Origin of the sequence: Actinoplanes xinjiangensis (assembly GCF_003148685.1) — a bacterium.
Classification (GTDB): Bacteria; Actinomycetota; Actinomycetes; order Mycobacteriales; family Micromonosporaceae; genus Actinoplanes; species Actinoplanes xinjiangensis.
The window spans coordinates 166,918-181,025 of sequence record NZ_QGGR01000007.1; the positions used below are offsets into that span (position 1 = coordinate 166,918).

Genomic DNA, 14,108 nt, shown 5'->3' on the forward strand with positions numbered 1-14,108 from the left:
ATGGATCCGCATCACCTGAGGCTGTTACGGGAACTCGGCGAGCGCGGCAGCGTCGCCGCGGTCGCCCGTGCGATGCACATCACCCCCTCCGCGGTGTCCCAGCAGCTGAACACGCTGCAGCGCTCGGCCCGGGTCCCGCTCACCGAGCGCCGCGGCCGCCGGTTGGCCCTCACCGGAGCCGGCCGGGCCCTCGCCGCGGCCGCGGTCGACGTGATGACCGCCCTGGACCGGGCCGCACGGGCGGTCGGCGACCATCTCGACGCGCCGGGTGACCCGGTCAGCGTGGCCGCCTTCCACAGCGCCGGGCTGAGCTGGTTCGCGCCGCTGATCACCCGGCTGGCCGAGATCGGCGGCCCGCCGGTGCGGTGCGCCGACGAGGACGTGGCGCACGCCGACTTCCCCGCGCTGGTCGGGGACTACGACCTGCTGGTGGCGCACCGGTTGGCGTACAGCCCGCCCTGGCCGGCCGACCGGCTCACGGTGATCCCGTTGATCGAGGAGCCGCTGTACGTCGCGATGTCCGCGGACCATCCCCTCGCCGCGCGGGACCGGCTCGCCGCCGCCGACGTCGCAGGGTGGCCGTGGATCAGCGTGCACGAGGGGTTTCCGCTCGCCGAGGTGCTGACGGCGATCGCCGCGGCGGCCGGGCGGCCGCTGGAGATCCGGCACCGGATCAACGAGTTCACGGTCGCCGCCTCGGTGGTCGCGGCCGGCGAGGTGCTGGCGCTGCTGCCGGGCCGTACGACCAGCCCGGACCCGCGATTGGCGTTGCGGCCGCTCGCCGGCATACCCGCCGCCCGGCACATCGACGTCCTGGCCCGGCCGGAGACACTGCACCGGGCGGCGGTCCGCACGGTCCTCGACACCCTGACGTCGATCGCCACTTGACGGTCTGGCCCGGTCTGGCCCGGTCTGGCCCGGCCCGGTCTGGCCCGGCCCGGTCTGGCCCGGCCCGGTCTGGCCCGGCCCGGTCTGGCCCGGCCCGGTCTGGCCCGGGCCGGCCCGGCTTGGCTCGGCCTGATCTTGGGTGAGCAGAGCGCGGTGCCGGCGGCTGGTCAGCAGGCCGCGGACGGGGTGGTTTCGTCGCCCATGCAGGCGGTCAGGTGCGGGGCCGCGGCGCCCAGGAGCTGCCGCCCGATCTTGGCGAGCTGGGTGACCTGATCCTCGGTGAGGACGTCGAAGACCAGGCGGCGGGCCTCGCGCACGTGCCGCGGTGCGGCGGCGGCGACCGCGTCCCAGCCGGCGTCGGTGAGGACCGCCTCGATGCAGCGGGTCTCGTTGGCGTCGATCGAGACCCGACGGGCGACCCAGCCGTGTTTCTCCAGGCGGGAGACGGCGTGCGAGAGGCGCGAGGGTGATCCGGCGGCCAGGTGGGCGAGGTTTCCCATGCGTACGGCACGACCCGGCGCCTGCGACAGCGACGACAGGATCGTGTACTCGAAGAAGTTGATCCCGGCGTCCCGTTTGAGCTGCGCGTCGATGGCGGGCGGCAGGCTGGTGAGCACCATCGTGAGCGCGATCCAGGCGCTCGTCTCGTGGTCGGAGAGCCAGGGGACGGGTGTGGGGTCGCTCACGGTTCAGAAGAATACGCGACGAACCCCTTGAACGTTCAACACTTGCGGTGTCATGCTTCGCCTTGAACGTTCAAGTTCAACACATTCGGACTTGACACCGAAATTTGGAGAATTCGATGGCCGTTCTGCGTGTCGACGCCAGCATCCTGGGCCCGAACTCCGCGAGCACCGAGCTCGCCGACCTCGTCGAGCAGGAACTCGGCGGTGCTCCGATCGTCCGCCGCCACATCGGTGCCAGCCCGCTGCCCGCCGACGCCTGGGCCACCGCCATCCAGGCCGCCTATGTTCCCGCCGAGCACCGCAGCGAGGCCCACCACAGCGCCGTCGCCCTGGCCGGCGAGCTGGCCGACGAGCTGCGTGCCGCCGACGCCGCGATCCTGGCCCTGCCGTTCTACAACTACGGTGTCTCCCAGCACGTCAAGACCTGGTTCGACCTGGCCATGGCCGGCGGCGAGAACGGCGAGAAGTTCCTCGACGGCAAGCCCGTCGTCGTCCTGACCACCCGCGGCGGCTCGTACGGCCCCGGCACGCCCCGCGACGGCTGGGACCACAACACCGACTACCTGCGCCGCGTCGTCGGCGACATCTGGGGCGCCGACCTCACCCTGGTCGAGCGCGAGTTCACCCTGGTCGGCGTCAACCCGGCCCTCGACGCCTTCACCGAGACGGCCGCGGTCATGCGCAAGTCCGCCCACGAGGCCGCCATCGAGGCCGGCCGCACCCTCGCCGCCCGCGTCTGAACCCGCCGCCACGGGGCGCGGTCCGCGAGCCGGTGAGACGCCCGCGGCGCGACGGTGCCCGGGCTGGTCAGGCGGCCGGGCCGGGGCGGCGCCCGGGTTGGTCAGGCAGCCGGTTGGGGACGGCGTCCGCGCGGCGCGAGTCGTTCGTGCAGCTCAGATCAGTGACGGGAGCGCCGCGATGAAGGCGGCGACGGCCGGATGGCCGGCGGCGCCCTGCCGGAACGCGACCCGGGTGCGGCGGCGGGTCGGCAGGGGCAGCAGTCGTACGCCGGGCGGCAACCGGTCGGTGGCCAACTGCGGAACGAGCGCGACACCCTGACCGGCGGCGACCAGGGCCAGGACGGTGCCGAAGTCGTCGACCCGATGCCGGGCCCGTGGCGTGAACCCGGCCGCCGTACAGAGAGTCAGCGTCGCGGTGTGACAGAGCGTGCCGGGGCTCGCCAGGATCCACCCGGCCCGGCTGACGTCGCGCAGCCCGCTCACCTCCGGCCCGGCGGCGAGGGCCAGATGGACCGTCTCGTCGAGCAGCGGGACGCTGTCCAGGCCGGGGCCGGTCTCCATCGGCACCACGTCGTAGTCCTGGATGAGGCCCACGTCGAGGCGGCGGTCCCGCAGTGCGGCCGGGACCTCGGCCGGATCCAGCTCGGTGAGTTGCAGGTCGAGTTCGGCGTGCCGGTCGCCGAGCGTGATCAGCGCCGGGGTGAGCAGGGCACGGATCGCCGACGGGAAGGCGCCGATGCGCAACTCGCCGGAGAGGCCGGTCCGGGCGGCGGCCAGTGCGGCATCGGTCTGCTCCAGCGCGGCCAGGATCGTCTCGGCGTGCTGGACGAGCAGCCGGCCGGCGGCGGTGAGGGCGACCCGGCGGCCGGTGCGTTCGAGCAGGGGGAGACCGGCTTCGCGTTCCAGTGCGGACAGCTGCTGGGAGACGGCCGACGGGGTGTACGTGTGGGCGGTCGCGACGGCGGCGATCGTGCCGAGGCGGGCCAGATCGCACAGGAGACGGAGCCGGCGCACGTCGAGCATCAGTTCAGCTTACGCATCACCTCAGAAAGGTGAACTGGACCTGATGCTCGAGCAGGTGGAGGCTTTCGGCATGGAACTGCACGGGATCTTCGTACCCCTGATCACGCCCTTCGCCCCTGATGGTGCGGTGGCCCTTGACGTGCTGGAACGGCTGGCCCATCAGGTCCTCGACGACGGCGCGGCCGGCCTGGTCGCGCTCGGGACGACCGGGGAGCCGGGGTCGCTGAGCGCCGCGGAGCAGGAGGCGGTCGTCGACGTCACCGTCCGGGTGGCCCGAGAACGCGGGGTGCCGCTGATCGTCGGGGCGCGGCCCGACCTGGCCGCGCGGCCGGGAGTGACGGCGGCGCTGAGCCTGGTGCCGCCGTTCGTGCGGCCGGGCGAGGCCGGGGTGGTCGCGCACTTCGAGGCGCTGGCCGGCGACGTGCCGCTGGTGATCTACCACGTGCCGTACCGGACCGGGCAGGAGCTGTCGATCACGAGTATCCGGCGGTTGGCCGCGATTCCCGGGGTGGTCGGGATGAAGTACACGACCGGGACCGTCGAGGTGATCGACGAGCTGCCGCCGGGGTTCTCGCTGCTCGGCGGGGACGATCCGCTGATCTCGCCGATGCTCGCGATCGGTGCGCACGGCGGGATCCTCGCGTCCGCGCACGTGGCGACGCGGTCGTTCGTGGAAATGGCGGCGGCCTGGCGCGACGGCGACGTGCAGCGGGCCCGGAGTCTCGGCGGGCGGCTCGCGGAGCTGTCGCGGGCGCTGTTCGCCGAGCCCAACCCGACGGTGATCAAGGGGATGCTGTGCGCGCAGGGCCGCATTCCGACCGCATCGGTACGCCTACCGCTGCTCCCCGCCACGCGGGAGAGTGTCGACGCGGCCCTGGCCGGAGGCGAGGCGGCCGACCTGGTCGGTCACCACGCGCAGGAAGGCGGTCAGCGCCGGTGACATCGGCCGGTCGCGGGTCACGGTGAACAGGCGGCGGCCCAGGTCGGTCTCCGCCACCGGGCGGTAGGCCAGGGTGGGGTCCTCCGGCGGCAGATTGAGCAGGGGCAGCAGGGCGACCGCCGCCGCCTGCCGGACCACCGCCAGCTGCACGTCCGCGTCGTTGGAGTGGTGCCGTACGTCCGGCTCGTAACCGCCGATCGACCGGCAGTTGCCGACGATCATCGCGTGGTGGCCGGTGGTCTCGTCGGAGGACACCCACACCATGTCCCGCAGGTCGGCCAGCGCCACCGGCCCGCCCGGCGCGGCGAGCGGATGGGCCGCCGGAAGCACGATGAACAGCCGCTCGGACAGCAGCGGCTCGAACCGCATGCCGGCCGGCCGGGGACGGGGATGGCCGTCGTAGTCGTCGCTGATCACCAGGTCGACCGAACCCAGTCGCAGACCGGGCAGCGCCTGCTCCAGCTCCAGCTCGGACACCTCCACCCGGACCAGCGGATGATCCGACGTCATCCGGGCCAGCGACGGGACCAGCAGATGGCGGGCGGCCGACTGGACGCCGCCGGCCCGGACCGTACCCCGGACCTCCTCGCCCAGTGCCGCCAGGTCGGACATCGCCGCTTCCGCCGCGGCGAGCAGCACCCGGGCGTGCCGGGCCAGCAGCCGCCCCGCGTCGGTGAGCCGCACGCCACGGCCGGCCCGCTCCAGCAACGGCGTGCCGACCTCCTTCTCCAGGACGGTCAACTGCTGGGAGACGGCGGACGGGCTGTACCCGAGGGCGGTCGCGACCGCGCCGAGAGTGCCGCGTTCCTCGAACTCCCGCAGGAAGCGGAGACGGCGCAGATCCAGCGTGACCATGCACGAATCCTAATCATTCAACTCCAGTAATCATCACTGGACCTGCATGGTTGCAGGCTCGATGCTTTCCCTATGGGTCCCCTGCTCTGCCTGCTCTCCGCTGCCGGCTTCGGCGCCATGTCGATCTTCGGGAAGTTCGCGTACGACGCCGGAGTCTCCCCGTCCGCGCTGCTCCTGGTGCGGTTCGCCCTGGCCGCACTGATCCTCGCCGGGTTCCTGGCGATCCGGCCCGCCCCGCGGATCGGCGCCCGGATCGTGGTCACCGCGCTCGCCCTCGGGGCGGTCGGGTTCGCCACCCAGGCGACGCTCTTCTTCGAGGCGCTGCGGGTCATGGACGCGTCGCTGCTGTCACTGATCCTCTACACGTACCCGTTGATGGTCACCGTCGCCGCGGTGCTGCTGCGCCGGGACCGGATGACCCGCAACCGCGCGACCGCCCTGACCGTCGCCTCGGCCGGAACCCTGCTCGTCCTGCTCGGAGCAGGTACCGGCACGATCGACCCGGTCGGCGCGGCCCTCGGCTTCGGGGCCGCCCTGACCTACACCGTCTACATCCTCGTCTCGGACCGTGTGCTGCGCAGCGCGTCCCCGGTGCTGCTGTCCACTCTGGTGATGACCGGCGCGGCGGTCGCCCTAGCCGGGAAGTCGGTGGTCACCGGGGGAGTGGACCTCGGGTTCGGTGCGGTCGGCTGGTTCTGGGTGGCATGCATCGCGGTCGTCTCCACGGTGCTGGCGTCCCTCACGTTCTTCGCCGGCCTGCGCCGCACCGGCCCCTCGACGGCCGCCATCCTCTCCACCGTCGAGCCGGTCGTCACCACCGCCCTGGCCGCCGTCACACTCGGCGAGTTCCTGACACCCGCCCAGCTCGCGGGTGGGGTGCTGGTGCTCGCCTCGGTCGCCGTCGTCCAGCTTCGCCCCCGCCGCTCCACCGTCCCGTCCCGCACCGCAATCCCGGCCCCGGCGGCGATCCCGGCCGCGGACCCGGCCCCAACCCCGACTTCGGTCGTGAACCGCCGCGCGACGCCGGACCTGGCGAACCCGGCCGGATCACCTGTGGACAGTCGCTGATCGGCGGCCGGGCGGGTCTACGATGGGGCTCGTCACTTCACCGGGGAAGGGCGGCACCGTTGCGGCAGACGCTGGTCAAGGATTCCCCCGAGGCGGTCTCGAGCCCGCCCACATGCTGGCGGCAGGCCTGGAGCACCGGCCCCCGACCACCCGCGGACGGTTTCGTGACGGCGATCGCCTGCGCGCCGGGAGCCGACGTGATGGCGGTCGGGGACCGGAGCGGATGCCTGCGCCTCTACCGGCGCAGCGGTGAGCTGCTGGCATCGCGGCACACCGACCGCACGGCCGACCTGATGGAGATGGCGTTCGGCCACCATGCGGGCCGGCTCTACCTGGCCTCGATCGACCGCGGCAACGTGCTGCGACTCTGGGATGCCGTCGACGGTTCGCCGTTGTCCTCGGTGGCGCTGACCGGCCGCCGCGGCTCCCACCTGGGCCTCTTCTCGATCGGCGGCCGTCTGGTGGCCTCCCTGACCGGAGACCCGTGGCGGGGCGTTCTGATCGACCTGGTCTCCGGCCGGAAGACCGCCAAGGACGAGTTCGGCGAGCACCCGACGGCCTACCTCAACGGTCGCCCGGTGACCGTGACGGCAGACCGGGCCGGCGATCTCCAGGTGACCGCCACCCCGGGTGCCCCCACCCCGAGCGTTGCCGCACCGGGTGTCGCCGCACCGGGTGTTGCCGAGTCGGCACCGGAGCGGCCGGTGGTCTGCTTCCACTCGGGCGATCGCCTGCTGGCCGGAGTGATCCACACGCATGAGGTGGCGATCTGGGACGTCGCCGAGCACCGGATCGTCGACGTGCTGTCGGCGCGGAGTCAGGTGGCAGACCTGGCGGCCACCACCGACGGCGACCTGTTCCTTCTTGCCGGCGGTGAGGCCGGCTTCCTGGAGCACCGGCCGCCACCGGGCTAGGGAGCCGCCCCAACCGAGGGCCGGGCCACGGAGCGGTCCTCGACCGAGGGCCGGGCTACGGAGCGGTCCTCGACCGAGGGCCGGGCCACGGAGCGGTCCTCGACCGAGGGCCGGGCCACGGAGCGGTCCTCGATGGGGGCCGGACCAGGGAGCCGGCCCCCATCGAGGGCCCGGCCGTAGCTGACGCTGCGCGATCGGGCCGCCGCCGCCGACGACGGCGAGGGTGACGGCCACGGCGACGGCGCGGTGCGACTCAGACGTATGAGGAGGTGTCGGCGGAGATCCGGAGGGCCTCGACCAGGCGGCGGTACAGGTCGTCGGAGTGGTACAGGTCGGTGTGGGTGCCCTGGGCCCGGACCCGGCCGTCCTCCAGGACGATGATGCGGTCGGCGTCCAGGACGGTGGACAGGCGGTGGGCGATCGTCACCACCGCGCCGGTCGCCGCCCGGGACCGGATGCAATCCTGCACGGCGGCCTCGGTCAATCCGTCCACCTGGGCGGTCGCCTCGTCCAGCAGGAGGATGTCGGGGGTGCGCAGCAGCGCACGGGCCAGGGCGATCCGCTGCCGCTGGCCGCCGGACACGTCGGTGGCACCGAGGGCGGGGTCGATGCCTTCGAGTCGAACGGCGGACAACACCGTTCGTACCTCATCGTCGGTGGCGTCGGGATGGGTGAACCGCAGGTTGTCCGCAATCGTGCCCGGCAGCACCGGGGTCTCCTGCTCGACGTAGGCGAGCCTGCCCCGGACGTCGGAGTGGCTCCACTCGGAGTAGGGCCGGCCGTTCAGCAGGATCCGGCCGGCTTCCGGCTCGAGGAAGCGCAGCAGCAGCGAGAACAGGGTGGTCTTGCCGGCACCGGACGGCCCGACGATGGCGGTGTGGCCGTGCCGGGGGATCTCCAGGTCGATGCCGCGGACCGCGGGCGGCACGTCCGGCCCGTAGCGGGCGGTGACACCCTGTAGGACCAGAATCGGCCCCGCGGGTGAATCCGCCGGCGGCTCCGAGCGCGGGGACGGGAACGCCGAGGCGGTCACCGGCAGCGGGGTCGGCCCGGCGGTCGAGGGCGACGAGGGCGACGCCGGGTGCGGGCCGGCAGACGGGGCCGGGTGCGGGTCGTCGGGTTCCAGGCCGATCGTGTCGAGTTCGTTGATGCGGCCGGCGGCGGCCATGCCGGACTGCAGGGCGGTGAGGTTCTGGGTCAGCTCGCTGATCGGGCCCATCAGCTGGAAGACGTAGAGCAGGAACGCCACCAGCGTGGAGACCTCCAGCAGGCCCTGGCCGGCGCGCCAGGCGCCGATGGCGAGGATCAGCATCACCGAGAGCTGGACGCCGGACCACGAGATGGTCCAGACGACGGCGGAGACCCGGGCGGCGCGGACGCTGTGGGTGGCGGCGTCGCGGGCGTTGCCGATGATCTCCTCGCTCTGGCGGGTCTCGGCGCGGCTCGCCTTGACGGTGCGGATGGCCCGCAGTGACCCCTCCAGGTTGGCGCCGAGCCGGCCCACCGACTCCTGCGCGGCCGTCTGCGCGGCGCCGATGCGGGGCAGCAGGCGGCTCATCAGCAGGCCGACCACGACGACCGCGGCGAGCGTGCATCCGAGCAGAGGCAGGTCGAGCACGGCCATCAGGATCAGGGTGCCGACCAGGCCGACACCCGCATTGATCAGCCCGACGAGGCTGCCGGACGCGGCGTGCAGCAGGGCGGTGTCGGAAGTGACCCGGGTGACCAGCTCGCCGGTCGGGCGACGCTGCAGGTCGAGGACCCGGGCCCGGAAGTAGCGCCGGATGACCGACGTGCGGGCGTCCAGCACGATCTGCTCGGCGAGGGTGCCCATCAGGATCCACTGCCAGAGGCCGATGGCCGCGCCGATGACGACGAGGCAGGCCAGGACGGCGACCGGGCGGGCCAGGTCGACGCCGCCGGAGAAGCTGTCGAGCACCCATTTGGTGACCATCGGTGTCGCGAGCCCGGCGGCGTTGGCGGCCAGGCCGAGGGCGAGGCCGAGCAGCATGGTGCGGCGATGTGGGCGGAGCACGGTGAGGAGTGTTCTCAGTCGCGTGGAATCCGGCATTCCCATAGTGGAACACTGCTGTTCCGTTCTGGGCAAGTGCTATTCTGCGCCGGTGACGAGCGTCCACACCGGCAGCCGGGCACGGACCCGGCAGGCGATCCTCGACGCGGCGATCGAGGTGCTGGCCCGCAACCCGGCCGCGTCCCTCGGTGACGTCGCGGAGGCGGCCGACGTCGGGCGCACCACGCTGCACCGCTACTTCCCGGAGCGCGGCGAGTTGCTCACCGCCCTGCGTGCCGAGGCCACCGCCCGTCTCGACCGGGCCGCCGTCCGCGCCCGGATCGACGAGGGCCCCGGCGCCACCGCCCTGGCCCGCCTCTGCCAGGAGTATTTCGATCTCGGTGACGTGCTCTCGTTGCTCTTCCTCGAGCAGGTGACGTTCGAGGGCGAGGAGGGTGGCTGTGACGAGGGGTTCGACGCCATGGTGCGGCGCGGGCACGCCGACGGCAGCATCGACCCGGAGCTGCCGCCGGTCTGGGTGCAGAATCTGCTCTGGTCGCAGCTCTATGCCGGGTGGAACTATCTGGCCGAGCACGGCGCGTCCCGGCACGACACGCTACGGCTGGTGCTGCGGTGCGTGTCCGGCGCTGTGCGCCCGCATCCCTGACCGGGCAGGATCAGGGGCATGAGTTTCGATCTCGACCGCGCGGCCAGGTTCGTCGCGATGAACGGCCGTGCCCTCGACTGGCGCCGCATGCGTCACCTGCTCGGCGGGGCCACCTCCGAGCAGGTGCTGACGGCGCTGGACGCCTACCGCAACCCCGACGGCGGCTACGGCTGGGCGCTGGAGCCCGATCTGCGGTCGGTGACCAGCCAGCCGGTCGCCGCCATGCACGCTCTCGAGGTGCTGGCCGAGGTCGGTGACACGAGTTCGCGTACACCGCGGCTGTTCGACTGGCTGGCCGAGCACTCGCTCAGCGACGGCGGCATCCCGTTCGCGCTGCCGTTCGCCGACATCGAGGGCAGCGCCCCGCACTGGACGACCGCCGACCCGGACGCCTCGTCGTTGCAGATGACCACCCAGCTCGCCGCCCAGGCGCACCGGCTGGCCCGGGACCGTCCCGACCTGGCCGAGCATCCGTGGCTGACCGGCGCCACCTCCTGGTGCCTGGGGGTGATCGACGGGCTGACCGGGGCGCCCAGTGCGTACTCGTTGATGTTCGTCATGCAGTTCCTGGACGCCGTCCCCGACCCCGGCCCGCTGCTGGAACGTGTCGCCGGGCACGTGCGGACCGACGGTCCCACGCCGGTCGGCGGTACGGACGGTGAGGTGCTGCACCCGCTCTCCTTCACCCCGTACGCCGACGGACCGTCCCGGGCGCTGTTCAGCAAGGAGGCCGTCGCCGCCGACCTGGACCGGCTCGCCACGAGCCAGCAACCGGACGGCGGCTGGACCGTCGACTTCCCGGCCTACAGCCCGGCGGCCGCCCTCGAGTGGCGAGGGTACGCCACCGTCGGCTCGGTCCGGATCCTGCGCGCCGAACCCCGGTGAGGGGTCAGGCCGCGAGCGCCACGCGGTCGCGGCCGGCCCCCTTGGCCTCGTAGAGTGCGGCGTCCGCGCGGGCGAAGAGCCCTTCCGAGGACTCCTGGCCGTCCCACACGGCGATACCGGCGGAGAACGTCTGCCCGGACGGGGTCAGCGGGCGGAGCCGGTCCAGCAGGTCGCCGGCCAGCGCGGCCCCGCCGTCCGGGATGATCAGGGCGAACTCCTCCCCGCCGTAGCGGGCCAGCAGGTCGCCGGATCGCAGGCCGCCCGCCCACGCCGCGGCGGCCTCCTTGAGCAGCCGGTCGCCGGCCTGATGGCCGTACTCGTCGTTGAACCGCTTGAAATGGTCGAGATCGAGAACCGCCAGGGCCAGGAGGTTCCCGTCGCGGCGGGCGTGGTCCAGGGCCAGCGGCACCGACTGCTCCCACGCCCGCCGGTTGGGCAGACCGGTCAGGGTGTCCCGCTGGGCCAGCTCGGTCAGTTCCTCGGCCTGGCTCTCCAGCACCGACGCCTGCCGCTCGACCTGCCGGATCAGCACCGTCATCCGTGCCACCACCAGCAGGAACATCCCGACGCACCCGGCCGCGATCGCCTGGGCGTCGGGCACGTGGTTGTCGGCGAACCACGCCTGCTCGACGAGCAGCGCCGGTGCGATCATCGTCGCCGTGGTGAGGAGCCCGAGCCGCCATCGGGAGAAGCGGCGGTCGGTCAGCCGGACCGGTTCGGCCAGGTCGCGGATGCCCGGGTGCAGGCCGGCCGCGCCGTACAGGCCGAAGGCGAGCAGGTAGCCGGCGTCCATCAGGTGGCTGGCGAAGGTGCCCGCCTCGAACTGGAAGTGGTCGGTGAAGGCCCAGGCGTAGTCGGCCGCCAGGTAGCAGGTCATGCCGCAGGCGAGCAGCCGGAACGCGCCGTTGCGGGCGCCGCCGCCGACCAGCATGCGGGCCAGCAGCGTCAGCAGCAGCAGGTCCACGACCGGGTAGCCGATGGCGACCAGCCGGCCGGCGGCGGTGAGCTCGTCGTCCTGGGTGACCGGTTTCATCAGATACACCCACGCGATCAGGGCGCACGAGCCGGTGAGGATGACGGCCTCGATGATGCCGGCCGCGTCCCGTTCGGGCAGCCGCCGCCGCAGGATCCGGACCAGGACCACCACCTCCAGGGCGCCGGCGAGCAGATAGAACCCGTCGGCGGGCCCGGGGTAGGGGGACAGGTGCAGGTGCCGCGCGTACCAGGCGTACGTGAAGTCGCCGCAGATCGCGAGCAGCTGGCAGCCGGCGAACATCATCCACAGCCGGGCGGCCGGGGCCCGGTTGCGCCGGACTCCGATCACCATGGCGACGACACCGGACAGCGCGATCGTGTCGTAGACGATGGTCTGCAGCCAGGTGTCGGGTGTCCAGAAATACCCGGTGACCGCCAGCGCCAGGATCAGCACGTACCAGCCCCACAGTGGTGGCCTCACCGCGTCATTCAAGCAGCCCGGGGTGGCCGCTCAGGGGGATTCGGGCCCGAGGGCTCCGGCCGTCTCGGTGAGGAACGTGACCGCCTGCCGCACGCTCATGTCCGGTGCCTCGTAGTGGCGGGCGCCGGCCCCGGTCGGGATTCCGACGGTCATCCGGCCGCCCCAGCGCTGGAAGATCGACTGGGAGGCCGTCCATCCGATCACCGCCCGCCGTTGCAGGGCGACCGTGCGGCGGTGGAAGACCCCGGTGCGCACGACCACGTAGTCCCCGGACACGGTGTGCCCCAGCGACCGGTACGCCACCACGGCCAGCGGGACCGTGACCGGGATCAGCGCCAGCGGCAGCAGCCACCACCGGCCGGGGATCGCGCCGCTGAGGGTGAACAGCAGCCCCGCGCCGGAGGCCAGCGCCGGCCCGTAGAGGGCCAGGCCGAGCCGGCGTGTCAGCGCGCCCCGGGGATGCCGGCGCAACACCGCCTCCAGGGGCCGGGCGCCGTCCGGCAGGATCCGGGGCGCCAGCTCCCGGGCCTCGGCGAGCCGGGTGCGCGGCAGGATGTCGGACACGGCGGCCTCACCGCCGGCGCCCTGCCCGGTGGAGAGCACCCGGGTGCGGGTGAGCTGCAGCCAGCGCCACAGCAGCGGCTCGTCCAGGGCGATGCCGCGGATGCGCCGGTCGGCGCGCTGCACGGTACGGGTGGTGAGCAGCCCACGGCGGGTCACCAGGGCGCCGCCGTCGCGCAGCAGCGTGAAGCCCCAGTTCTCGACGATGAACGCCCCGGCGCGGACCGCGGTCCCGGCCAGGTACGCGACGACCAGCGCGACGGCGACCGCCCATCCCGGAAGCGGCCCGCCGAGCAGCCCACGCGCCGCCCCGAACAGGTCGACACCGAACGGCCGTAGTGCCCAGTGCAGGGCGAACACCGGGCCGGCGACCGCGAACACCGACCACGGTGAGATCACGTTCAGCGGGATCCAGGCGTGCCGGAAGCGGGCGATGGCCGTACCCTCGCCGGGGTCGCGGTCCGGGGTGGCGCCCGGCATCAGTTCGAGCTGGAGCCCGGCCGCCTGCCGCTCCCGCAGGCCGTTGAGGTCGAACGAGGCGCCGGGGTCGCCGGAGCCGATGTGCACGGTCCGCAGCCGGAGCACCCGTTGCAGGAGGCGGGCCGACACGTCCACGGTCCGGATCCGGTCCCGGGCGACGATGCGATGCCGGCGGGCGAGCCAGCCGGTGTGCATCTCCACCTGCTCGCCGGTGATCCGGAACCGGGTGGTCCGCCAGGTGACGAGGGTGGACAGCGCGCCGAGCACGCCCGCGCACGAGCCGGCGACCAGTGGCCAGACCGGATCGTCGCCGACGGTGACGCCGACGACGCCGAGCGGCAGGGACAGCGCCACCCGGATCAGGGCCTGGTAGACGAGCCGGACGTCGAGGCGCTGCCACGGCTCGCCGGCGGTGGTCATGTGGCGTCGCCGGCGGTCGCCGCGGTGATCCGCCGGAGCCGGTCGACGGCCTCCTCGGCGGTGGCCGTGCCCACCCCCTCGATGGTGATCTTCCCTTCCGAGGAGGCGGTGGTGACGCTGATCGTGGCGAGCCCGAGCCGCCGCTGGAGCGGGCCGATCTCGGTGTCGATGCTCTGGATCCGGGAGACCGGGACCACCTGCCACCGGCGGGTGAGCCAGCCGGTCAGCGCGTAGACGGCGTCGTCGGTGGCCTCCCAGCGGTGCACCCGGTACCGCCACGTCGGCATGATCGTGATGTTGACCGCGTAGAGCACACCGGCGACCAGCAGGACCGGCCCGATCCACGGGCGGGTCACCTCGGCGTACCCGTAGATCGCGGTGAGCACGCCCAGCACCCCGGCGCCCCAGAGGATCGCCTGGATCGTGCGCCAGAGCACGAAACGGCGATCCAGCCGGTGGCGCGGTGGCCGGAGCGGGAGGGTGGTGACGGGCATGCCGCCATGGTGACCGAGTG

14 protein-coding genes are annotated in these 14,108 nt (G+C 73.2%); 7 read left to right on the forward strand and 7 right to left on the reverse strand.

What is annotated here, in order from left to right; genetic code table 11:
• Positions 1 to 888: a LysR family transcriptional regulator gene (locus BC793_RS17750; RefSeq protein WP_109593654.1), complete on the forward strand. Its 888-nt coding sequence runs from the start codon at positions 1 to 3 to the stop codon at positions 886 to 888.
• Between the two features lie 167 nt (positions 889 to 1,055).
• Here the strand turns inward: BC793_RS17750 and BC793_RS17755 are convergent, their stop codons facing one another.
• The gene (locus BC793_RS17755; RefSeq protein WP_109593655.1) at positions 1,056 to 1,574 is read right to left on the reverse strand and encodes a MarR family winged helix-turn-helix transcriptional regulator; all 519 of its coding nucleotides are present in this window, start codon (positions 1,572 to 1,574) and stop codon (positions 1,056 to 1,058) included.
• Positions 1,575 to 1,690: 116 nt separating this feature from the next.
• Between BC793_RS17755 and BC793_RS17760 the strand changes: the two genes are divergently transcribed.
• A complete protein-coding gene (locus tag BC793_RS17760; protein WP_109593656.1) occupies positions 1,691 to 2,314 on the forward strand; it encodes an FMN-dependent NADH-azoreductase in 624 nt (207 codons plus the stop codon).
• 153 nt (positions 2,315 to 2,467) lie between these two features.
• Here BC793_RS17760 and BC793_RS17765 read toward each other — a convergent pair whose 3' ends face one another.
• Positions 2,468 to 3,337, reverse strand: coding sequence for a LysR family transcriptional regulator (locus BC793_RS17765; protein ID WP_109593657.1), 870 nt, complete (start codon positions 3,335 to 3,337; stop codon positions 2,468 to 2,470).
• 70 nt (positions 3,338 to 3,407) lie between these two features.
• Between BC793_RS17765 and BC793_RS17770 the strand changes: the two genes are divergently transcribed.
• Entirely contained in the window at positions 3,408 to 4,277 is an 870-nt protein-coding gene (locus BC793_RS17770) for a dihydrodipicolinate synthase family protein (RefSeq protein ID WP_109594007.1), read from the forward strand.
• Here the strand turns inward: BC793_RS17770 and BC793_RS17775 are convergent.
• The gene (locus BC793_RS17775; protein WP_109593658.1) at positions 4,170 to 5,132 is read right to left on the reverse strand and encodes a LysR family transcriptional regulator; all 963 of its coding nucleotides are present in this window, start codon (positions 5,130 to 5,132) and stop codon (positions 4,170 to 4,172) included. The two genes, BC793_RS17770 and BC793_RS17775, sit on opposite strands and share 108 nt — an antisense overlap.
• A gap of 72 nt (positions 5,133 to 5,204) precedes the next feature.
• On the opposite strand from BC793_RS17775, the gene BC793_RS17780 reads away from it, so the two are divergent.
• Together BC793_RS17780 and BC793_RS17785 are read left to right on the forward strand one after the other, a co-directional pair.
• A complete protein-coding gene (locus tag BC793_RS17780) occupies positions 5,205 to 6,200 on the forward strand; it encodes a DMT family transporter (protein ID WP_109593659.1) in 996 nt (331 codons plus the stop codon).
• A gap of 164 nt (positions 6,201 to 6,364) precedes the next feature.
• The gene (locus BC793_RS17785; protein WP_109593660.1) at positions 6,365 to 7,114 is read left to right on the forward strand and encodes a WD40 repeat domain-containing protein; all 750 of its coding nucleotides are present in this window, start codon (positions 6,365 to 6,367) and stop codon (positions 7,112 to 7,114) included.
• 253 nt (positions 7,115 to 7,367) lie between these two features.
• Here BC793_RS17785 and BC793_RS17790 read toward each other — a convergent pair whose 3' ends face one another.
• A complete protein-coding gene (locus tag BC793_RS17790; protein ID WP_239170086.1) occupies positions 7,368 to 9,149 on the reverse strand; it encodes an ABC transporter ATP-binding protein in 1,782 nt (593 codons plus the stop codon).
• A gap of 88 nt (positions 9,150 to 9,237) precedes the next feature.
• Here BC793_RS17790 and BC793_RS17795 point away from each other — a divergent pair, with 88 nt between their 5' ends.
• Positions 9,238 to 9,792: a TetR/AcrR family transcriptional regulator gene (locus tag BC793_RS17795; RefSeq protein WP_109593662.1), complete on the forward strand. Its 555-nt coding sequence runs from the start codon at positions 9,238 to 9,240 to the stop codon at positions 9,790 to 9,792.
• 18 nt (positions 9,793 to 9,810) lie between these two features.
• The gene (locus tag BC793_RS17800; protein ID WP_109593663.1) at positions 9,811 to 10,677 is read left to right on the forward strand and encodes a hypothetical protein; all 867 of its coding nucleotides are present in this window, start codon (positions 9,811 to 9,813) and stop codon (positions 10,675 to 10,677) included.
• Between the two features lie 4 nt (positions 10,678 to 10,681).
• Here the strand turns inward: BC793_RS17800 and BC793_RS17805 are convergent, their stop codons facing one another.
• From BC793_RS17805 to BC793_RS17815, 3 genes are read right to left on the reverse strand one after another with little or no spacing between them, the layout of a single operon-like run.
• The gene (locus BC793_RS17805; protein ID WP_146246325.1) at positions 10,682 to 12,133 is read right to left on the reverse strand and encodes a GGDEF domain-containing protein; all 1,452 of its coding nucleotides are present in this window, start codon (positions 12,131 to 12,133) and stop codon (positions 10,682 to 10,684) included.
• Positions 12,134 to 12,163: 30 nt separating this feature from the next.
• Positions 12,164 to 13,594, reverse strand: a complete 1,431-nt coding sequence (locus BC793_RS17810) for a PH domain-containing protein (RefSeq protein WP_109593665.1) — start codon at positions 13,592 to 13,594, stop codon at positions 12,164 to 12,166.
• On the reverse strand, positions 13,591 to 14,088 hold the full coding sequence (locus BC793_RS17815; protein ID WP_109593666.1) for a PH domain-containing protein: 498 nt from the start codon (positions 14,086 to 14,088) through the stop codon (positions 13,591 to 13,593). The genes BC793_RS17810 and BC793_RS17815 overlap by 4 nt, the downstream gene beginning before the upstream one ends.
• Positions 14,089 to 14,108 lie beyond the last annotated feature (20 nt).